This is a genomic window from Sphingomonas faeni, from assembly GCF_040407495.1.
In the GTDB taxonomy this organism is placed as follows: Bacteria; Pseudomonadota; Alphaproteobacteria; order Sphingomonadales; family Sphingomonadaceae; genus Sphingomonas; species Sphingomonas faeni_D.
The window spans coordinates 302,242-321,340 of record NZ_JAPZPP010000005.1 but is presented as its reverse complement, the minus strand read 5'-3'; the positions used below and the strand labels follow the sequence as shown (position 1 = coordinate 321,340).

Sequence of the window (19,099 nt, the reverse complement as noted above, 5' to 3'; positions counted from 1 at the left end):
ACCCAGACTGGGCTCCCGCCTTCGCGGGCCGGTGGATGCCGGAACGAGCCCAGCATGACGGGGAGGGCTAAGCCGTCGCCAACACGAAGTCCTTGAAACGTTCGCGTAGGGCTGTCTTGAGGAGCTTGCCCGTTGCGGTGTGGGGCAGGTCGTCGACGAAGACGATCGCGTCGGGGAGCCACCATTTCGCAACGTGCTTGGCCAGGTGTTCGCGGATCTCGGTTTCTCCGACGTCGCTGCCGGGTTTGCGGACTACCAGCAACAGCGGGCGCTCGTCCCACTTGGGGTGGTGGATGCCGATCGCCGCCGCCTCCGCCACGCCCGGACAGCCGACCGCCGCGTTCTCCAGGTCGACCGAGCTGATCCATTCGCCGCCGGACTTGATGACGTCCTTCGAGCGATCGGTGATCTGCATCGTGCCGTCCGCATGAAGCATCGCGACGTCGCCGGTATCGAACCAGCCGTCCGCGTCGACCGCGTCCTCGTCGGCGCCGAAATAGCGTTGGACCACCCAGGGGCCGCGGACCTGGAGACGGCCGGCGACCTTGCCTTCGCGGGCTAGCACCGTGCCTTCGTCGTCGATGATGCGGAGTTCTATCCCGAACGGGACGCTGCCCTGCTTGCCGACGAGATCGAGCTTCTCCTCGTGGCTCATGTCGTCCCAGTGTGGCGGCGCGAAGCCGGCGGTGCCGATCGGCGAGGTCTCGGTCATGCCCCAGAGGTGCTTGACGGTGGCGCCCATGCCCATGATCCGCTCGATCATCGCGCGCGGCGCGGCTGAGCCGCCGATCGTGACCAGCTGCAGGTGCGCGGGCGCGTCGCCGGTTGCGTCCATGTGACCGAACATCGCCAGCCAGACGGTCGGCACGCCGGCAGAGTGCGTCACCTTCTCGTCGTTCATCAGGCGGCACAGCACGGCGGGATCGTTGACCGCGGAATAGACGACCTTGGCCCCCGACAGCGCGCAGGCGAACGGCAGGCCCCAGGCGGCTGCGTGGAACATCGGCACGACCGGAAGCACTACGGCGTTGGGCGAGAGATCGAACACCCAGGGCGCGACCTCGGCCATCGCATGGATCATCGTCGAGCGGTGCGTGTAGAGCACGCCCTTCGGATTGCCGGTGGTGCCGCTGGTGTAGCAGAGCATGCACGGGTCGCGCTCCGGGCCCTCGACCCACTCATAGTCGCCGTCCTCGGCGTCGAGCATCGCCTGGAAACCGTCGGGTCCCAGATCGTCGAAACAGATGAAGTGGCGGATGCTGCCCCATTGGCCGCGCAGGCGATCGACGAGCGGCTGGAACGCCTTGTCGTAGAGCATCACTCGGTCTTCGGCGTGGTTGGCGATGTAGACGAGCTGCTCGTCGAACAGCCGCGGGTTGATCGTGTGGATCACGCCGCCCATGCCGATCGTGCCGTACCAGGCGACGAGGTGGTGCGCGTGGTTCATCGCCAGCGTCGCGACCCGGTCGCCGGGCGCTACGCCGAGCTTTTCGAGCGCCTGGGCTAGCTTGCGGGCGTCGCGCGCGATGCCGGCCCAGTTGGTGCGCGTCTCGCGTCCATCGGCCCAGTAGCTGACGAGTTCCCTCGCCCCATGCTCCCGCGCCGCGTGGTCTATCAGGCGGGGAACACGAAGCTCGAAATCCTGCATTCCACCCAGCATTCATGCTCTCCCAAGCTGTTAACCGACCAGAGCGAGCCTCGTTTCCGAGGTCTTCATCTCCACCTTGGCGACACCGTGCAACGACTCGATGTGCTCGACAAGCTCTCCGTCGAGCAGGAAGTCGCGACCCAGCAGGATGCAGACCTCGCCGTCGGGCAATTGCGCGCGGACTCGGACCTCGCCGCGTGCGCCGCGATGCTCGGCTAGCAGGGATGCTAGGCCGGCGAACGCGGTCATGTCGGAGATCGTCACGACCACCTGGAAGCGCGCGAGGTTGGCGAGGCCTTCGAACGGCTGGATGCGCTTGATGCTGACGCGCGGCGTATCTTCGCCGGGCTTGCGATCGAGCTCGACGGTGATGAGCCCGCAACCACCGGCCTTGGCCGCCTCCTCCAGGTCTTTCGAGACCTGGTCGTCGAAGCAGGTCGCCATGAACTGGCCGCTGGCGTCGGAGCATTGCGCCATCATGAAACGCTTGCCGCGCGCGGACGTGCGATAGCGCGCGTCCTCGACCAGCACTGCCATCGTCGCGCCGGCGCGGCTGCCGTCGTCGGGGATGTTGAGTTCGGACAGCGCGGTGTAGGCGCGAGCGCCGTGGCTGACCGCGATATGGCGATGGCGATCGACCGGGTGCGCGGAGAAATAGAAGCCGAACGCCTCCTTCTCCTGGTCCATGCGCTGGCTGAGCGTCCAGCGGACCGCGGGGGGGAGCTTGATCGCGTCGCCCGCGGGTTCGGCGTCACCGAACAGGCCGCCCTGCCCGCTGGTCTTCTGTTCGTGCGTGCGCGCGGCGATCGCGAGGATCGTCTCGGCGGTGGCGTGGATGCCGGCGCGGTTCTGGTCGAGGCCGTCGAACGCGCCCGCGGCGGCGAGCGTCTCGAGCTGGCGCTTGTTGAGCAGGCGCGGGTCGACGCGCTTGGCGAGATCGTCGAGGCTGGCGAACGGGCCGTTCTGGACGCGCTCGACGATGAGCTTCTCCATCGCGCCTTCGCCGACCGATTTCAGCGCGCCGAGGGCATAGCGGACGGCGAGATTGTTTCCCCGCGAAGGCGGGGACCCAGACTGGGTGCCCGCCTTCGCGGGTGAACAAGCTTCTGGTTCGAGTTCGACGTCCGGCAAAACCTCGACATCGAACTCGGCTTGGCTCGCGTTGATGCACGGCGGCAACGCGGTGATCCCGAGGCGGCGCATGTCGTCGGTGAAGATCGCGAGCTTGTCGGTCTGGTGCAGGTCGTAGCACATCGACGCGGCGAAGAATTCGTGCGGGTGGTGCGCCTTCAGCCACGCGGTCTGGTACGCGAGCAATGCGTAGGCGGCGGCGTGGCTCTTGTTGAAGCCGTAGCCGGCGAACTTGTCGATCAAGTCGAACAGCGCGTTCGCCTCGGCCTTCTTGATGCCGTTGACGGTGAGACACCCCTCGACGAAGCCCGCGCGCTGCGCGTCCATCTCGGCCTTCACCTTCTTGCCCATCGCGCGACGCAGCAGATCGGCGCCACCGAGCGAGAAGCCGGCCAGGACCTGCGCGGCCTGCATGACCTGCTCCTGGTAGACGAAAATCCCGTAGGTCTCCGACAGGATCGGTTCGAGCAGGGCGTGCGGGTAGTCGATCGCCTCGGTGCCGTTCTTGCGGCGGCCGAACGAGGGAATATTGTCCATCGGGCCCGGTCGATAGAGCGACACAAGCGCGATGATGTCGCCGAAATTCGATGGGCGCACCGCGGACAGCGTGCGGCGCATGCCCTCCGACTCGAGCTGGAACACGCCGACCGTGTCGCCCTTTTGCAGGAGCGCGTAGACACCCGCATCGTCCCATTCGAGCGCCTCGAGATCGACCGTCACGCCGCGCTTGGCGAGCAGTTGCACCGCCTTCTGGAGCACCGACAGCGTCTTCAGCCCGAGGAAGTCGAACTTCACCAGGCCCGCGCCCTCGACATATTTCATGTCGAACTGGGTGACGGGCATGTCGGAGCGCGGATCGCGGTAGAGGGGCACGAGCTGCGCCAAGGGCCGATCGCCGATGACCACGCCGGCGGCGTGGGTGGAGGAGTGGCGCGGCAGGCCTTCCAGCTTCATCGCCAGATCGAGCAGCTTCCGCACGCCGTTGTCGTTGGCGTATTCCTTCGCGAGCTCGCCGACGCCGTTGAGCGCGCGTTCCAGCGTCCAGGGATCGGTCGGGTGGTTGGGGACCAGTTTGGCGAGACGATCGATCTGTCCGTAGCTCATCTGCAGCACGCGACCGGTGTCCTTGAGCACCGCGCGCGCCTTCAGCTTTCCGAAGGTGATGATCTGCGCGACCTGATCGCGGCCGTATTTCTCCTGGACGTAGCGGATCACTTCGACGCGCCGGGTTTCGCAGAAATCGATATCGAAATCGGGCATCGACACGCGTTCCGGATTCAGGAAGCGCTCGAACAGCAGGCCGAGCTTGATCGGGTCGAGATCGGTGATCGTCAGCGACCAGGCGACGACCGAGCCGGCGCCCGAACCACGGCCTGGCCCCACCGGAATGTCGTGGTCCTTCGCCCATTTGATGAAGTCGGCGACGATCAGGAAGTAGCCGGGAAAGCCCATCTGGACGATCACGTCGACCTCGAACGCAAGCCGCTTACGGTACACGTCGCGCCAGCCGTCCTCGCCTTCGCCGTGGAGTTCGGTGATGCGGGCGAGGCGTGCTTCGAGGCCGGCTTCGGCGTCGTCGCGGAGGAGTTTCGCCTCGCCCTCGATATCGCCGGCGAGGCTGGGGAGGATCGGCTTGCGATACGGCGCCATCACCGCGCAGCGCTGCGCGACGACGAGCGTGTTGGCGATCGCCTCGGGCAAGTCGGCGAACATCTCGTGCATCACCGGCGCGGGCTTCATCCAGGCTTCGGGGCAGCTGCGGATGCGATCCTCGGTCTCGACATAGGTAGAATGCGCGATGCAGAGCATGGCATCGTGCGCGTCGCCGAACGCGCTCTCGGTGAAGCAGCACGGGTTGGTCGCCACCAGCGGCAGGTTGCGGTCGTAGGCGATGTCGATGAGGTCGGTTTCGGCCGCCATCTCGATCGCGTCGTTGCGGCGCGAGAGTTCGATATAGAGGCGGTCGCCGAACAGCTCTTGAAGACGGTCTAGATACGCGCGGGCGCGGTCGGGCTGACCTTCGGCGAACAGCCGGGCGAGACCGCCTTCACCGCCTGCGGTCAGCGCTATGAGACCGTCGGTGTGGCGTTCGAGCGCGGCGAAGTCGACATGCGCGGGCATCTCGATCGGGCGGTCGAGATGCGCCATCGAGACGAGTGCGCAGAGATTGTCGTAGCCGGTCATGGTCTGCGCGTAGAGTGCGAGCCAGTCGAACTGCGTCGCGACGCCGTCGGGCATGTCGGGGCGCCCGACGCCGAGCATGACGCCGATGATCGGCTGGACGCCGTCCTTCTTGGCGGCGTCCGAATAGGCCATCGCTGCGTAGAGGCCGTTGCGATCGGTCAGCGCGGCGGCGGGAAAGCCCAGCGCGCGCGCCTGCTTGGCGATCGCCTTCGGATCGATGGCGCCGTCGAGCATGGTGTAGCAGGAGAAAACGCGGAGGGGGACGTAACCGGAATGCATCGACCGGAGGTAGGCGCTGCGGCGTGATTCGACCAGCGGGGATGAGTCCGATCGGAACCGTGGACACGACGAGCCGTTGCGGCGGGGACTTCTGGGAGCATTCTTCATGACCGATCCACGCGGGCACTTTGCCGATACCGAAACCACGGCTGCGGGGACGCCGCGTGCGGGCGCCGGCTGGGGGTGGATCCTGGCGTATGGCGTGCTGTCGGTGGTGCTTGGGATCATGGCGTTCGCGTCGCCGTTTTCCGCGACCTATGCCGCGACGTTGGTGATCGGGGCGTTTCTGATTGCCGCCGGGATCGTGTCGATCGTGTCGGGGTTTGCCGGCAAGGGGCATGAGGGGCGCGGCTATGCGATCGGGTTTGGGCTGGTGTCGCTAGTGATCGGGCTGATCATGGCGTTCGAGCCTGCGACCGGGGCGATTTCGCTGACGTTGTTGATTGCGGTTTGGCTTGGGGTTCGAGGGGCGTTGGAGATCGGGCTGGGGGCGCGGTTTCGGCGGGGCAAGGCGCTGATGATTGCGCTGGGTTTGGTGAATATACTGCTGGCGGTGATCGTGCTGGCGACGTTGCCTTGGTCGGCGTTGACGCTGCCGGGGTATGTTTTGGGGATCAGTTTCCTGTTTGGCGGGGTGACTTCGGTTGCTTCGGCGCTCGCACACAAGAAGGGGGCGCCGGCTTTTTCGGTTTGAGCGCCGAGCGGGCACCACGAAGCATGATCTCCCGCGAAGGCGGGAGTCCAGTCTGGGCCCCCGCCTTCGCGGGGGAACAATCTTGCTTCGGGATACGCCAGCTTATCCCCTCACATACTACCCCGGCGAAGGCCGGGGCCCAGTTGGGAGACGTTGCTGACTGAAGTCTGCGCTTCGTTACTGCGACCTTTCCAACTGGGCCCCGGCCTTCGCCGGGGTGGTGCCGGGTGTGGGGTGGGCTTCTACACCAGCTTCTCGATATCCTTGCGAATGTCCTCGGGCTTTGTCGTCGGGGCGTAGCGGTCGACGACCTCTCCGTCGCGCCCGACAAGAAACTTGGTGAAGTTCCACTTGATCGCCTTCGACCCCAGCACGCCTGGCGCGTCGGACTTCAGGCGCTCGAACAGCGGGTCCGCCCCTGCCCCGTTGACGTCGACCTTCGCGAAGACCGGGAACGTCACGTCGTAGGTCAGCGTGCAGAAATTAGCGATCTCCGCCGCGTCACCCGGCTCCTGACCGCCGAACTGGTTGCACGGGAACGCGAGAACTTCGAACCCGCGCTCCGCATAGTCACGGTGCAGCGCTTCGAGGCCGTCATATTGCGGGGTGAAGCCGCATTTGGAGGCGGTGTTGACGATCAGCAGCACCTTGCCGCGATAGGGCTCGAGCGAAGCCGCGGAGCCGTCGGCGGTCTTTACGGTGAAGTCGGTGATCGCGGTCATGGGCGGTCCTCCAGTCAGGCGGGGTGTCGGGCCAGCAGATACGTCAGGTTCTGACGCACGCCGGGCCATTCGTGGCGGAGGATGCTGTAGACCACCGTGTCGCGCAAGCGGCCGTCGGCCATCACCTGGTGCCCGCGCAGCACGCCATCGCGCTTGGCGCCGAGGCGTTCGATCGCGGCTTGCGACCGCTTGTTGAGCGAATCCGTGCGGATCTGAACGCATTCGCAGTTGAGCGCTTCGAACGCGTGCGTGAGCAGCATCCGCTTGGCTTCGGTGTTGACGCCGGTGCGCTGGACGGACTTGGCGTAGAAGGTGCCGCCGATCTCGAGCCGCTTGTTCGGCTCGTTCATTCGCATGAAACGCGTGGTGCCGACGACGGTGCCGTTCGCCACGACCGCGAACAGCCGTGCCCGCCCGAAGTCCTGTTCGCGCAACGCGGCGGCGAGCCAGCGGTCGGGCGCCTTCATCATCGCGACGTTGGCGTAGAAGGTGTCCCAGAGGTTGTCCGCCGACGCGGCCGCGACCAGCGCGTCCATGTCTTCGGCAACCAGCGGGCGGAGCGCGACGTGACGCCCGGTGAGCGTCGGCGTCTCGCCCCAGGTCACGCCAGCCGTCCCTCGTGCAGCCGCAATACGCGGTCCATGCGGGCCGCGAGCCGCTCGTTGTGCGTCGCGACCACCGCCGCCGTGCCCTGTTCGCGGACCAGGCGGATGAACTCGGCGAAGACGATGTCGGCGGTGTGTTCGTCGAGGTTGCCGGTCGGCTCGTCCGCCAGAACCAGCGCGGGCTTGTTGGCGAGCGCGCGGGCGACCGCGACGCGCTGCTGCTCGCCGCCGGAGAGCTGGCTTGGGCGGTGCGTCAGGCGGTGGCCGAGGCCGAGCTGGGTCAGCAATTCAGCTGCCCGCGCGTCCGCCTCGGCGCGTGTCGCGCCGTGGACGAGCTGCGGGAGGACGACGTTCTCGGTGGCGTTGAAGTCCGGCAGCAGGTGATGGAACTGGTACACGAAGCCGAGGCTGTCGCGGCGCACCACGGTCCGCTCATGCGCGTTGAGCTTGGCCGCCTCGGTGCCGGCGATCCTGATCGATCCCTGGAAGCCACCCTCGAGCAGGCCCACGGCTTGCAACAGCGTCGACTTGCCCGAGCCCGACGGCCCGAGCAGCGCGACGATCTCGCCCGGTGCGATCGCGAGGTCCACGCCGCGCAGCACGTCGATGGTCGCGCCGCCCTGCGTGAAGCTCTTGGTCAGCCCGCTGGTCTGGAGGACGTAATCGTCGAACTTCTCGATCTTGCGGTCGATACGAAGGCCTTCATTCATAACGCAGCACCTGCACGGGGTCGGTACTCGCCGCTTTCCAGGCCGGATAGAGCGTCGCGAGGAAGCTGAAAACGAGCGCCATCAGCGCGATCACGACGATCTCGACGGGGTCGGTCTTCGACGGGAGTTCGGTCAGGTAACGGATCGACGGATCCCACAGGTTCTGGCCGGTGAGGAGCTGGACGAAGTTCACCACCCCCTGTCGGTAGAACAGGAAGATGAAGCCGAGCACGAGCCCCGCGACCGTGCCGAGCGCCCCGATGGTGGTACCGACGACGATGAAGATGCGCATCATCGAGCCGCGCGTCGCGCCCATGGTCCGCAGGATCGCGATGTCGCGGGTCTTGGCGCGGACCAGCATGATCAGCGACGAGAGGATGTTGAACACCGCGACCAGGATGATGATCGACAGCACGGTGAACATCGCGACGCGCTCGACCGCCAGCGCCTCGAACAGCTGCGCGTTCATCGTCCGCCAGTCCTGGATGATCGCCTGTCCGCCGATCTTGTCGGCCAGCGGCTTGAGGATCTCGCCGACCTTGTCCGCGTTCACCGTCTTCAGCTCGACCATACCGGCCGCATCGCCCATCAGGAGGAGCGTCTGCGCATCCTCGATCGGCATGATGATGTACGCCTTGTCGTAATCATAGACGCCGATCTCGAAGATCGCGCCGACTGTATAGCTGACGATCCGCGGGACGGTGCCGAACGGCGTCGTCTGGCCTTGCGGGCTGAACAGCGAAATCTCCGAGCCAACCTGCGCACCGAGCGATTCGGCGAGGCGCGAGCCGATCGCGATGCGGCCGGATCCTTGCGTGATCGAGTGGAGCGAGCCCATCACGACCTTGTTGCTGATCGTCGAATTCCGGCGGATGTCGTCGACACGCATCCCCCGCACCAGCACTGCCTCGGCGCGGCCGTTATAAGTGGCGGCGAGCGGCTGTTCGATCAGCGGCAGCGCGCTGGTGACGCCCGGCGTCTTCTGCGCCTGTGCGACGATCTCGCGCCAGTCGGGAAGCCGGTTGCCGACGCCCTGCACCACCGCATGGCCGTTGAGCCCGACGATCTTGTCGAACAGCTCGGCGCGGAAGCCGTTCATCACGCTCATGACGATCACGAGGGCGGCGACGCCGAGCATGACCGCGACCAGGCTGATCGAGGCGACGAGGAAGATGAACGCCTCGCCCTTGCCCGGCAGCAGATAGCGGCGGGCTATCATCCGTTCGTAGCGGGACAGGATCATGGGCGGCCAGGTTCGATCTGTTGGACTATAGTCCGGCGGCTCTAGGACGCAGCCCGTTGCGAGGCAACTGTCGGCCCCGCATGTCGCGCCTGTGCATGCCAGTGCGACGTAGCCCGCCCATGGACCGGATTAATGCCGATCCGGCGGGGTCTAGATTGGTCTGTTGCGAATTCGCCACAGCCACAGTCCAATCGTGAAACGGCTCGTGCAAAGACCGTGACAAAATCCATCGACATAACTAGCAACAAACTCGCTGAGACACAGGCAACGGCCGTGGTTCGGGGACTGCTTTTACGCCGCACCAAAGGTGTTGAGCGAGAGCAACAAAATGGGGGCTGACGAGCGATCGTCACGCAGGCGCCCGGATCGGCAACGGTCCGGGCGTTTGCTTGTCCGGCGTAGTTCATTGTCAGTTTTATACTTCGCGACATCTTCGGTGGCAGTGCTCTTCACGGTGAAAGATCCACGATTCCGACGAAAATCGGAACTCACTTCCAAACAGATCAGCTTGGGTTAATGTGGATCACGACTTTCGTCGGTACAGCGCGGTTTCACGGGAATCGTGCCAAACGCCGCGAACACCTGCGCCGCAAGCCCTTCGCGGGCGCCCGGCGGGCGATTTATCCGGTGATGTCAGAAAAGAATTGGCGGAGAGGGTGGGATTCGAACCCACGGTACCCTCGCGGGTACGCCGCATTTCGAGTGCGGTACGTTCGACCACTCTGCCACCTCTCCGCAGGTCACCCGAGATGCTGCTAACAGCGCCTCCGATCGGTCGAAGCGCGGCCTCTAATGACGTGACTTCGGGGACGCAAGAGGATTTTAGGCCGCTGCGCACCGTCCGGCGCGTTTTCCTTGTGCGGCGCAAAACAGACCCTAAATTGGCGAATATGCCCCGACACGACAGTATCGCTCACGACATCACCAGCCCGCTTATCCCCGTCGAGGTGGTCGCGCCACCGATCTCGCATGCGAATTTCTCGATCGGCGACGTCGTACGGCATCGGCTGTTCGATTTTCGCGGGGTGATCTTCGACGTGGACCCCGTATTCGCGAACAGCGACGAATGGTATGCGGCGATCCCCGAGGACATCCGTCCGCGCAAGGACCAGCCGTTCTACCATCTGCTCGCCGAGAACATGGAGTCGAGCTACGTCGCTTATGTCAGCCAGCAGAATCTGGTGCCGGACGATAGCGACGAGCCGGTCGATCATCCGGCGATCTCGGGGTTGTTCAGCGACTATGCGGATGGCCGGTATGCGCTTCGGCAGGTTCACCGGCACTAGAGGCGATTCGCGGCGCCAGAGCCTGCATCATGCCGGGCTCGTTCCGACATCCTCCGTTGCGCTTGATCTCCAGCCGTTGATTCGCCGCGCGGTGGACTCAGGAACAAGTCCGGGGTGACGGAATGGCTGTGTTCATCCTCTCGTAAACCACCCTCCCGCGTCCCTTCGCGGTTGACAACGCCGCCCCCCTCCCTTAGCTGCCCGGCTTCTCCCGGCGGACCTTGCGTTCGTGGGGCACATGTATTTGGAAAGTGACAAGGGCCATGTTCGCAGTCGTGCGCACGGGCGGCAAGCAGTATCGCGTCGCCGCCGGAGATAAGATCGTCATCGAGAAGATCGAGGGCGATGCAGGTGCGTCGGTGACGCTGGGTGACGTTCTGCTGGCGGGCGAAGGCTCCGAGCTGCGGTCCGTCGAGGGCTTCGTCGTCGCTGCAGAGATCATCGCGCAGGCGAAGGCGGACAAGGTCATCGTCTTCAAGAAGCGTCGTCGTCATAACTATCGTCGTAAGAACGGCCATCGCCAGCAGCATACGATCCTGAAGATCGTGTCGGTCGGCGGCCAGACTGCCCAGGCGAACTCGGCGCGCAACGAGGGCGACACCGCCCCGGCCGCTCAGGCATAAGGAGTAGCTTCAGATGGCACATAAGAAAGCAGGCGGCTCTTCGCGCAACGGTCGCGATTCGGCCGGTCGTCGTCTCGGCGTCAAGAAGTTCGGTGGCCAGGCGTGCGTCGCCGGCAACATTCTCGTGCGTCAGCGCGGGACGAAGTTCTACCCGGGCACGAACGTCGGCATCGGTACCGACCATACGCTGTTCGCGCTGGTCGATGGCCGCGTCGTGTTCAGCCAGGGCAAACTCGGACGGAAATTCTGTTCGGTCGAGCTGGCAGCGAACGACACTGCCGATATGGCAGCAGCAGCCGAATAACATCGGGTAACCATCCGGGTTGACCACCAGGGTGACCCGGGTCGCGAAAGCGAACCTGAACAAGGGAGACGGGTCACCCCGGCTCCCTTTTTTATTGCTCCCTCCCCTTGGCTGTCGCGGTCCCGTCATCCCGACGTGGCATGCGCGCAGCCAATGACGCGATAGGAGAGAGCCGTGTTCGCGCGCACCAAGAGACTGACATTGCGGCCGGGTTGGCCGGAGGACGCCCCTGCACTGGCGCGGGCGATCGGCCATGAATCGGTGGTCGCCAAGCTGGCGCGTGCGCCCTGGCCGTATGCGCTGGGGGATGCCGAGGCGTTTCTCTCGGAGCCGCGCGGCGGACACGAGCCGCGATTCCTGATCGAGACCATGGAGACCGGTGCGCCGCGACTCGTCGGTGGGATCGGGCTTCAGGTTGCCGAATCGGGCCATGAACTCGGCTATTGGCTGACGCCAGATGCCTGGGGGCGCGGGTATGCTACCGAGGCTGGTGAAGCCGTGGTTGCGATGGCGCGGCATGCGCTGGGCCTGCACCGGCTGGATGCTTTTCATTTCGTGGACAACCCGGCGTCGGGGCGCGTGCTGGCGAAGCTCGGGTTTCGGCCTACGGGGCGAGTGGAGCCGCGAACGTCGCGGGGGCGTGGGGGCGAGGCGCCCGCGGTGATGTTCGAGCTGGATCTGGATGACGATCGATGTTCGCCGATGCCTTTGGCTGCTTGAGACGTCGATCCATTTTATAACAGTACGCCACCTCAACCAAGGTCGGGGGCCAGTTGGGGGACGTAGCTAACGAAGGATTTCGCTCCGTCACTGCGATCTTTCCAACTGGGCCCCAGCCTTCGCCGGGGTGGGGTCTATGTTGAGATGACGGTCTGCGAATCATGTTCCACATCCCTCGTCTTCCTGACGAAAGTCAGGATCCAGGGTAACGGGTGCGGTCGTTGATGGCTCTGGATCCTGACTTTCGTCAGGATGACGGGCGAAGGTTTAGGCCACCGCCACCGCCGCCACCCGCTTCGCAACCGGCAGCACTGCCGCCTCATATTCGCTCTCCGCCAAGCCGATCAGCGCGCGGTCGTCGTGCTTCCACGGGTGGAAGCCTGGCAGGAAATACGCTGCCCAGACGCCGGCAATCTTGCGCGCCATCCCCGGGTTGCCGAACGCGTACCAAGCCATCCGCGCCCACACCCTCGGTCCGGTGAGCCCGTCCTGGCGCAGCAGTTCCGCCATGCCCCGCGCACGTCCGGTGAAGAAGCGCCACGTCGTGATCAGCATCACCAGCGACTTCACCCGCCAGCGCGTGAAGCGTGGCCAGTCGCGGGTCGCGTGCAGCCATGTGTCGTAGGCGACGCCCTTGTGCTCGATCTCCTCGGCGGCATGCCACAGCCAGAGCGCCGCCGCCTGCTGGTCGCCGCCGGCGAGGTGCTTCGGGTTGGCGATCAGTTCGTGCGCCAGCATCGCGGTGAAATGCTCGAGCGCCGTGGTGGCGGCGAGGCTCGCGATCTCTGGCCGCCCCTTGGTCAGCGCCAGCGCCGCATCGACATCCACGATCAACGGCGCGACGTCATAGCCCTGGTCGGTGACGTGGCGGTTGAACGCGACGTGCTCGCGGGTGTGAATCACCTCCTGCTTGATGAAGGCGTTGATCTCGGCGCGGAGTTTCGGCGGCGTGCCCTCGCGGAACTTCCGGACGCTGTCGACGAAATAGCCCTCCCCCTTGGGGAAGGTCACCGACAGCGCGTTGTAGAACGCGGTCGCAATAGGATCGTCGTTCAGCCACCAGCGGCGAATCGCGGCACCGCGGCCGAAGCGGCGGTCGCGCGGGGTGATCGTCAGATCGGCAGGCGTGGTTGCTTTCGCCACGGAAACCTCCAAACAGGAATGAACACTTGTTACTTACATTGATGTAAATAGGTTTTTCTGTCCGTGACGTCAACTCCGCGCAAGCGCCTCTCCCCTACCGAATCGCGTGAAGCGGCCGTCGAGGCTGCGCGTGCCCTGCTCGTCGAGAGCGGTCCCAGCGCGGTCACGTTGAAGGCGGTCGCGGGCCGGATCGGGCGCACGCACGCCAATCTGCTTCATCATTTCGGGTCGGCGGAGGCGCTGCATACCGCGCTGATCACGCGGATGGCGGCGGACATCGTCGGGACGATCGGCGCGGCCGTGCTGCGCGTGCGGGCGGGCGAACTCGACCCGCGCGAGGTCGTCGAGATGACCTTCGACGCGTTCGGCAAGGGCGGCGCGGGGGCGCTGGCGAGCTGGATGATCCTGTCGGGGAATACCGATGCGCTCGACCCGATTCTCACCGCGATCCACGACCTGGTCGACGAGCTCGCGGAGGGCGACATGCCCGGCGACCAGCCGATCCAGGAACAGACACTGACGCTGGTGCTGATGGCGCTCGGCGATGCGCTGATGGGGGCACCGATGGCGCGCGCGCTGGGACTCCCGGTCGGGAAGGCACGCGAACTCGCGCTCGATGCGTTGCTTGCCAGCAAGGACGCGGCTGCCCCTGCCCGCTGCTGACTCCTTCGAATCGCGAGCCGAATCGCAGAGGGTGGAGATTTTCGCCAATTTCGCTATGGGGCGGCAATGCATTTTCTAGACCAAGCCAAGATCTACGTACGTTCGGGTGAGGGCGGCCCCGGTGCCGTCAGCTTCCGCCGCGAGAAATATATCGAATATGGCGGCCCCGATGGCGGCAATGGCGGCAAGGGCGGCGACATCGTGTTCGAATGTATCGCCGGCCTGAACACGCTGATCGACTTCCGCTACACGCAGCATTTCCGCGCGCCACGCGGCTCGGGCGGGTCGGGTTCGAACCGCACCGGCGCGGGCGGCAAGGACCTCGTCATCCGCGTTCCGCTCGGCACGCAGGTGCTGGCGGAGGACAAGGAAGAGGTGCTGATCGATTTCACCGAAGTCGGCCAGCGCGAAGTGCTGTTCCGCGGCGGCGACGGCGGCCGCGGTAACGCTAGCTACAAGACGTCGACAAACCGCACCCCGCGCCAGCACGGCACCGGCTGGCCATTCGGCGAGGCGTGGGTCTGGCTGCGGCTGAAGCTGCTCGCCGATGCGGGCCTCGTCGGCCTGCCGAATGCGGGCAAGTCGACCTTCATCAACCAGGTGACCAACGCGCAGGCCAAGGTCGGCGAATATGCCTTCACTACGACGCGGCCACAGCTGGGCGTGGTGCGGCACAAGCAGCGCGAGTTCGTGGTCGCGGATATTCCGGGGCTGATCCAGGGTGCGGCTGAAGGTGCGGGGATCGGCGATCGGTTCCTTGGCCATATCGAGCGGTGCCGGGTGCTGCTGCATCTGGTCGATGCGAACGACCGTGACGTGGCCGAATCGTACCGGATCGTGCGCGACGAGCTGGAGAATTACGGCGAGGGGCTCACCGACAAGAAGGTGATCGTGGCGCTGAACAAGATCGACATGCTCGATCCGGAGCTGATCGCGGCGCTGTCGGCAGAACTGGCCGAGGCGAGCGGTGCCGAAGTGATGGCGATTTCGGGCGCGAGTGGCGCTGGTATCGAGGCGGTGCTGGACCAGCTGATCGAGGCGATCGGGCCGGCGGCGGGCGCGGCGAAGGAACTGGAAGAAGGCGAAGTGCCGGTCGCATGGTCGCCGCTCTGACCCTTAAAGCCCTCTCCCCTGCGGGGAGAGGGTTGGGTGAGGGGCTGTTCCGGGCGCTAACGCTTGTGGCTGCCCCTCACCCCGGCCCTCTCCCCGACGGGAAGAGGGAGCAGTGATGTTTCCACCTTCGTCCTGTGCGCGGCTGATCGTGAAGATCGGGTCGGCGTTGCTGGTCGATCCTGATGGGAGCGTTCGGCGGGAGTGGCTGACTGGGCTTGTCGCTGACATTGCTGCTCGGACTGGTGAAGGCCAGCAGGTTGCGATCGTGTCATCCGGTGCGATTGCCTTGGGCGCACGCCGGCTTGGTCTCGCAAAGGGCGGCCGGGCGAGCCTCGAAGACGCGCAGGCCGCGGCTGCCACCGGCCAGATCGCGCTTAGTCAGGTCTGGGCCGAACTGCTCGCCGCGCAGGGGCTGAACGCGGCGCAGATTCTCGTCACGCTCGACGACCTTGAAGATCGCCGCCGCTATCTCAACGCCGCGGCCACGCTCAACCGGCTGTTGTCGCTTAAGGTCGTGCCGGTCATCAACGAGAACGACAGTGTCGCGACCGAGGAAATCCGGTTCGGCGACAATGACCGCCTCGCCGCGCGGGTCGCGCAGGCCGCCGGTGCGCAGGGCGTTATCCTGCTGTCCGACGTCGATGGGCTCTACACTGCCAATCCGCATACCGATCCTTCCGCGACTCACATCGGCAGCGTGCCGCGGATCGATGCGGTCGCGGGGATGGCGGATGACGGGTCTCAATCGGGTATGGGTTCGGGGGGGATGGCCTCGAAGATCGCCGCGGCGCGGATCGCGACGGGTGCGGGCATTCCGCTGGCGATCGCTTCGGGGCGGATCGAGCATCCGCTGTCCACCCCTGCCCGCCATACGATCTTTACGGCCGAGCGGACGGCGTCTGCGCGAAAGGCTTGGTTGGCGGGTGGGCTGACCGCGAAGGGGGCGATCCATGTCGATGCGGGAGCCGCGGCTGCGCTTGGACGGGGGCGGAGTTTGCTGGCGACTGGGGCCACTCGGATCGACGGGGGTTTTGCGCGCGGTGATCTGGTGACGATCGAGGGGCCTGCCGGGACTGTCGCACGGGGCCTTGCGGAATATGATGCGGCGGATACCGCACGCCTGCTTGGTCGGCATAGCGACGATCATGCGGCCATCCTTGGCTACGCGCCTCGGTCTGCGCTGGTGCACCGCAATCATCTGGCGCTCGTATGATCGGCCAAGCATTGTTCACCCGCGAAGGCGGGTGTCCAGTCTGGGCACCCGCCTTCGCGGGTGAACAAGCTTCTGTCTGGGGAATGGGCTCATGATCCTGGCCATCACCGGCGGCACCGGGTTCGTCGGCAGCCACCTGATCGATCACGCGCTCGAGACCGGGCACACTGTCCGTGCACTCGCGCGGAAGCCGCAGGCCAAGCGCATCGGTGTGACCTGGATCGAAGGCGCGCTTGATCGGCCTAAGAGCCTCGCGACGCTGGTCGAGGGCGCGGATGTGGTGATCCACGTCGCCGGTGTCGTCAACGCGGCCAACCGTGCGGGCTTTGCCGAGGGTAACGTCGCCGGAACCGAAGGCATCCTCCAGGCGACGAAGCACGCGGGCATCCGCCGCTTCGTCCACGTCTCTTCGCTTGCCGCGCGCGAGCCGACGCTATCGAACTATGGCTGGTCGAAGGCCGAGGCGGAGACGCGTGTGCAGACGTCGGGGCTGGACTGGACGATCGTCCGTCCGCCCGCGATCTTCGGCCCGCGCGACCATGAACTGCTCGACGTCTTCAAGGCGGCACGGTCCGGCTACATCCCAATGCCGCCGGCCGGCACGCGCGTCTCGCTGCTGTACGTCGAAGACCTGACCGCGCTGTTGCTCGCGCTCGCCGAGACCGCCGATGCACCGTCGATCATGGAGCCCGACGACGGGGTGCCGAACGGCTGGGACAATGGAGACTTCGCGCGGGCGATCGGCGTGGCCGTGGGCAAGCCGGTCAAGGTGTTCTCCACACCCCGCGCGCTCCTGAAGCTCGCGTCCGCCGCGGACCGCCTCGTCCGGCGCCGCAAGGCCAAGTTGACGCGCGACCGGGTGAGCTATTTCTGCCACCCTGATTGGGTCTCGCACAAGCCGCCGCCGCCCGCGCTGTGGACGCCGTCGGTCCCGACCCGCCAAGCGCTCGCGCAAACCGCGGCGTGGTATCGCGCCGCCGGGCTGCTATAGCGCCGAAAAGCCGCCGCAATTCCCTGTCAGGACTGCGCCGACACTCGGAAGGATTACGATGAGCGACCGCCAGCAGATCTACGACACCGTCACCGCGCAGATCGAGCCGTTCAACAAAAAGAACGCCCCGCTGACCGATGCGACGACGTTCCAGGGCGACCTGGAGTGGGATAGCCTGACCGTCATGGATTTCGTCGCCGCGATCGAGGACGAATTCGACATCATCATCACGATGAACATGCAGGCCGAGATCGAGACGGTCGGCCAACTGGTCGATGCGGTTGCGAAGTTGAAGGCCGCCTGAGCAAGCCCAAGGCCCCGCCCCCCCGTTCGGGCTGAGCGCAGTCGAAGCCGCGCCCCAGGGGCCACCCTTCGACTTCGCTCAGGGCGAACGGGGTGGGGGGAGACCGGAATACATTCCAACCTGTGGAATCGATAGAATGACCGAAGCCGCCACCACCGCCCACGCCCTCCCCATCGACGCTCCGGAGGTCGCCCCCGAACGCGACCTCATGTCGAAATTCGACGCGCTGATCGCCGAACGCGAGGCGCTGATTGCCAGTGGCGTGCGCAATCCGTTCGCGATCGTGATGGACGAGGTGAAGGGCCCGACGCAGGCGGTGATCCGCGGCAAGGACACGATCCTGCTCGGCACCTACAACTACATGGGCATGACATTCGACCCCGACGTCATCCAGGCGGGCAAGGACGCGCTCGACGCGTTCGGGTCGGGTACCAACGGCAGCCGGATGCTCAACGGCACGTTCCATAACCACATCGACGTCGAACAGGCGCTGCGCGAATTCTACGACATGACCGGCGCGATCGTGTTCTCGACCGGATACATGGCGAACCTCGGGATCATCTCGACGCTCGCCGGCAAGGGCGAATACGTCATCCTCGACGCCGACAGCCACGCGTCGATCTACGACGGCTGCAAGCAGGGCAACGCCGAGATCGTCCGATTCCGCCACAACGACGTGAACGATCTCGACAAGCGGCTCGGCCGCCTGCCGAAGGAGGCCGGCAAGCTGGTGGTGCTCGAAGGCGTCTATTCGATGCTCGGCGACATCGCCCCGCTGAAGGAGATGGTCGCGGTCGCGAAGAAGCATGGCTGCATGGTGCTGGTCGACGAGGCGCATTCGATGGGCTTCTTCGGCCCCAATGGCCGCGGCGTGTACGAGGAGATGGGCCTGACCGACGAGGTCGATTTCGTCGTCGGCACCTTCTCGAAGTCGGTCGGCACGGTCGGCGGGTTCGTCGTGTCGAACCATCCGAAGTTCGAGATGGTGCGGTTCGCCTGCCGCCCGTACATCTTCACCGCCTCGCTGCCGCCGTCGGTGGTCGCCACCGCCGCGACCTCGATCCGCAAGCTGATGACCGCGCACGACAAGCGCGCGCAGCTCTGGAAGAACGCGCGCAGGCTGCACGGCGGGCTGAAGGCGATGGGCTTCAAGCTCGGCACCGAGACGTCCGACTCGGCGATCATCGCGGTGATCCTGACCGACCAGGAACAGGCGATCGCGATCTGGCAGTCGCTGCTCGAGGGTGGGCTGTACGTCAACATGGCGCGGCCGCCGGCAACGCCCGCCGGGACGTTCCTGCTGCGGTGCTCGCTGTGCGCGGAGCATACCGACGAGCAGATCACGACGATCCTCGGCATGTTCGAGACCGCTGGCCGCGCCGTCGGCGTGATCGGCTGACCCTCGACCCTCTCCCGCTAGGGGGGTGGCTGGCACTTGCCAGGCGGAGGGGGAGGTAAGGAACAACCCCTGTTCCTTGCCCTCCCCCTCCGTCACCTTCGGTGCCACCTCCCCCTGGCGGGGG

The 19,099-nt window shown here is 65.7% G+C and carries 18 protein-coding genes and 1 tRNA gene; 11 read left to right on the top strand and 8 right to left on the bottom strand.

All coding sequences use genetic code 11. From position 1 onward, the window contains the following. Nucleotides 1-67 precede the first annotated feature (67 nt). Entirely contained in the window at nucleotides 68-1,660 is a 1,593-nt protein-coding gene (locus tag O6W96_RS16505; RefSeq protein WP_353470564.1) for a long-chain fatty acid--CoA ligase, read from the bottom strand. Between the two features lie 18 nt (nucleotides 1,661-1,678). Next, nucleotides 1,679-5,242, bottom strand: a complete 3,564-nt coding sequence (gene dnaE / locus O6W96_RS16500; RefSeq protein ID WP_353470563.1) for a DNA polymerase III subunit alpha — start codon at nucleotides 5,240-5,242, stop codon at nucleotides 1,679-1,681. Between the two features lie 106 nt (nucleotides 5,243-5,348). Here dnaE and O6W96_RS16495 point away from each other — a divergent pair, with 106 nt between their 5' ends. Beyond that, nucleotides 5,349-5,936: an HdeD family acid-resistance protein gene (locus tag O6W96_RS16495; RefSeq protein WP_353470562.1), complete on the top strand. Its 588-nt coding sequence runs from the start codon at nucleotides 5,349-5,351 to the stop codon at nucleotides 5,934-5,936. A 242-nt stretch (nucleotides 5,937-6,178) separates the two neighbouring features. On the opposite strand, the gene O6W96_RS16490 is transcribed toward O6W96_RS16495, so the two are convergent. From O6W96_RS16490 to O6W96_RS16470, 5 genes are all read right to left on the bottom strand, one after another. After that, on the bottom strand, nucleotides 6,179-6,658 hold the full coding sequence (locus O6W96_RS16490; protein WP_353470561.1) for a glutathione peroxidase: 480 nt from the start codon (nucleotides 6,656-6,658) through the stop codon (nucleotides 6,179-6,181). A gap of 14 nt (nucleotides 6,659-6,672) precedes the next feature. Then, entirely contained in the window at nucleotides 6,673-7,263 is a 591-nt protein-coding gene (locus O6W96_RS16485) for a GNAT family N-acetyltransferase (RefSeq protein WP_353470560.1), read from the bottom strand. Further along, nucleotides 7,260-7,973 (bottom strand): ABC transporter ATP-binding protein, encoded by a 714-nt coding sequence (locus O6W96_RS16480; RefSeq protein WP_133029282.1) that lies wholly within the window; start codon nucleotides 7,971-7,973, stop codon nucleotides 7,260-7,262. Before O6W96_RS16480 ends, O6W96_RS16485 begins: the two co-directional genes overlap by 4 nt. Further along, on the bottom strand, nucleotides 7,966-9,216 hold the full coding sequence (locus O6W96_RS16475) for a lipoprotein-releasing ABC transporter permease subunit (protein ID WP_353470559.1): 1,251 nt from the start codon (nucleotides 9,214-9,216) through the stop codon (nucleotides 7,966-7,968). The genes O6W96_RS16480 and O6W96_RS16475 overlap by 8 nt, the downstream gene beginning before the upstream one ends. A gap of 645 nt (nucleotides 9,217-9,861) precedes the next feature. Then, nucleotides 9,862-9,951, bottom strand: a tRNA-Ser gene (locus O6W96_RS16470). 155 nt (nucleotides 9,952-10,106) lie between these two features. Here O6W96_RS16470 and hspQ point away from each other — a divergent pair. The 4 genes from hspQ (at nucleotide 10,107) to O6W96_RS16450 (ending at nucleotide 12,149) form a co-directional block, all read left to right on the top strand. Next, nucleotides 10,107-10,502 carry a heat shock protein HspQ gene (gene hspQ, locus O6W96_RS16465; protein WP_132738318.1) on the top strand — a complete coding sequence of 132 codons (396 nt, stop codon included), beginning with the start codon at nucleotides 10,107-10,109 and terminating at the stop codon, nucleotides 10,500-10,502. Between the two features lie 263 nt (nucleotides 10,503-10,765). Then, nucleotides 10,766-11,125 carry a 50S ribosomal protein L21 gene (gene rplU / locus O6W96_RS16460; RefSeq protein ID WP_120301376.1) on the top strand — a complete coding sequence of 120 codons (360 nt, stop codon included), beginning with the start codon at nucleotides 10,766-10,768 and terminating at the stop codon, nucleotides 11,123-11,125. 13 nt (nucleotides 11,126-11,138) lie between these two features. After that, nucleotides 11,139-11,429 carry a 50S ribosomal protein L27 gene (gene rpmA, locus O6W96_RS16455; RefSeq protein ID WP_056055842.1) on the top strand — a complete coding sequence of 97 codons (291 nt, stop codon included), beginning with the start codon at nucleotides 11,139-11,141 and terminating at the stop codon, nucleotides 11,427-11,429. A gap of 174 nt (nucleotides 11,430-11,603) precedes the next feature. Next, nucleotides 11,604-12,149 carry a GNAT family N-acetyltransferase gene (locus tag O6W96_RS16450; RefSeq protein ID WP_353470558.1) on the top strand — a complete coding sequence of 182 codons (546 nt, stop codon included), beginning with the start codon at nucleotides 11,604-11,606 and terminating at the stop codon, nucleotides 12,147-12,149. 267 nt (nucleotides 12,150-12,416) lie between these two features. Here the strand turns inward: O6W96_RS16450 and O6W96_RS16445 are convergent, their stop codons facing one another. Next, complete coding sequence (locus O6W96_RS16445) at nucleotides 12,417-13,292, bottom strand: metal-dependent hydrolase (protein ID WP_353470557.1); 876 nt, start codon at nucleotides 13,290-13,292, stop codon at nucleotides 12,417-12,419. A gap of 63 nt (nucleotides 13,293-13,355) precedes the next feature. On the opposite strand from O6W96_RS16445, the gene O6W96_RS16440 reads away from it, so the two are divergent. The 6 genes from O6W96_RS16440 to spt all read left to right on the top strand — a co-directional run bounded on the left by O6W96_RS16440 (nucleotide 13,356) and on the right by spt (nucleotide 18,975). After that, on the top strand, nucleotides 13,356-13,955 hold the full coding sequence (locus tag O6W96_RS16440) for a TetR/AcrR family transcriptional regulator (RefSeq protein WP_307089132.1): 600 nt from the start codon (nucleotides 13,356-13,358) through the stop codon (nucleotides 13,953-13,955). 66 nt (nucleotides 13,956-14,021) lie between these two features. After that, nucleotides 14,022-15,068: a GTPase ObgE gene (gene obgE / locus O6W96_RS16435; RefSeq protein ID WP_107963252.1), complete on the top strand. Its 1,047-nt coding sequence runs from the start codon at nucleotides 14,022-14,024 to the stop codon at nucleotides 15,066-15,068. 115 nt (nucleotides 15,069-15,183) lie between these two features. Then, the gene (proB, locus tag O6W96_RS16430) at nucleotides 15,184-16,281 is read left to right on the top strand and encodes a glutamate 5-kinase (RefSeq protein WP_353470556.1); all 1,098 of its coding nucleotides are present in this window, start codon (nucleotides 15,184-15,186) and stop codon (nucleotides 16,279-16,281) included. A gap of 91 nt (nucleotides 16,282-16,372) precedes the next feature. Then, nucleotides 16,373-17,272, top strand: coding sequence for an NAD-dependent epimerase/dehydratase family protein (locus O6W96_RS16425; RefSeq protein WP_353470555.1), 900 nt, complete (start codon nucleotides 16,373-16,375; stop codon nucleotides 17,270-17,272). Between the two features lie 58 nt (nucleotides 17,273-17,330). Next, nucleotides 17,331-17,576, top strand: a complete 246-nt coding sequence (locus O6W96_RS16420) for an acyl carrier protein (protein ID WP_133020934.1) — start codon at nucleotides 17,331-17,333, stop codon at nucleotides 17,574-17,576. Between the two features lie 136 nt (nucleotides 17,577-17,712). Next, complete coding sequence (gene spt, locus O6W96_RS16415) at nucleotides 17,713-18,975, top strand: serine palmitoyltransferase (protein WP_353470554.1); 1,263 nt, start codon at nucleotides 17,713-17,715, stop codon at nucleotides 18,973-18,975. The last annotated feature ends 124 nt before the right edge of the window (nucleotides 18,976-19,099 follow it).

Coding starts and splice junctions, on each gene's coding strand:
- O6W96_RS16505 (WP_353470564.1), bottom strand. CDS start 1,660: ATGCTGGGTGGAATGCAGGATTTCGAGCTTCGTGTTCCCCGCCTGATA.
- dnaE (WP_353470563.1), bottom strand. CDS start 5,242: ATGCATTCCGGTTACGTCCCCCTCCGCGTTTTCTCCTGCTACACCATG.
- O6W96_RS16495 (WP_353470562.1), top strand. CDS start 5,349: ATGACCGATCCACGCGGGCACTTTGCCGATACCGAAACCACGGCTGCG.
- O6W96_RS16490 (WP_353470561.1), bottom strand. CDS start 6,658: ATGACCGCGATCACCGACTTCACCGTAAAGACCGCCGACGGCTCCGCG.
- O6W96_RS16480 (WP_133029282.1), bottom strand. CDS start 7,973: ATGAATGAAGGCCTTCGTATCGACCGCAAGATCGAGAAGTTCGACGAT.
- O6W96_RS16475 (WP_353470559.1), bottom strand. CDS start 9,216: ATGATCCTGTCCCGCTACGAACGGATGATAGCCCGCCGCTATCTGCTG.
- hspQ (WP_132738318.1), top strand. CDS start 10,107: ATGCCCCGACACGACAGTATCGCTCACGACATCACCAGCCCGCTTATC.
- rplU (WP_120301376.1), top strand. CDS start 10,766: ATGTTCGCAGTCGTGCGCACGGGCGGCAAGCAGTATCGCGTCGCCGCC.
- rpmA (WP_056055842.1), top strand. CDS start 11,139: ATGGCACATAAGAAAGCAGGCGGCTCTTCGCGCAACGGTCGCGATTCG.
- obgE (WP_107963252.1), top strand. CDS start 14,022: ATGCATTTTCTAGACCAAGCCAAGATCTACGTACGTTCGGGTGAGGGC.
- proB (WP_353470556.1), top strand. CDS start 15,184: ATGTTTCCACCTTCGTCCTGTGCGCGGCTGATCGTGAAGATCGGGTCG.
- O6W96_RS16425 (WP_353470555.1), top strand. CDS start 16,373: ATGATCCTGGCCATCACCGGCGGCACCGGGTTCGTCGGCAGCCACCTG.
- O6W96_RS16420 (WP_133020934.1), top strand. CDS start 17,331: ATGAGCGACCGCCAGCAGATCTACGACACCGTCACCGCGCAGATCGAG.
- spt (WP_353470554.1), top strand. CDS start 17,713: ATGACCGAAGCCGCCACCACCGCCCACGCCCTCCCCATCGACGCTCCG.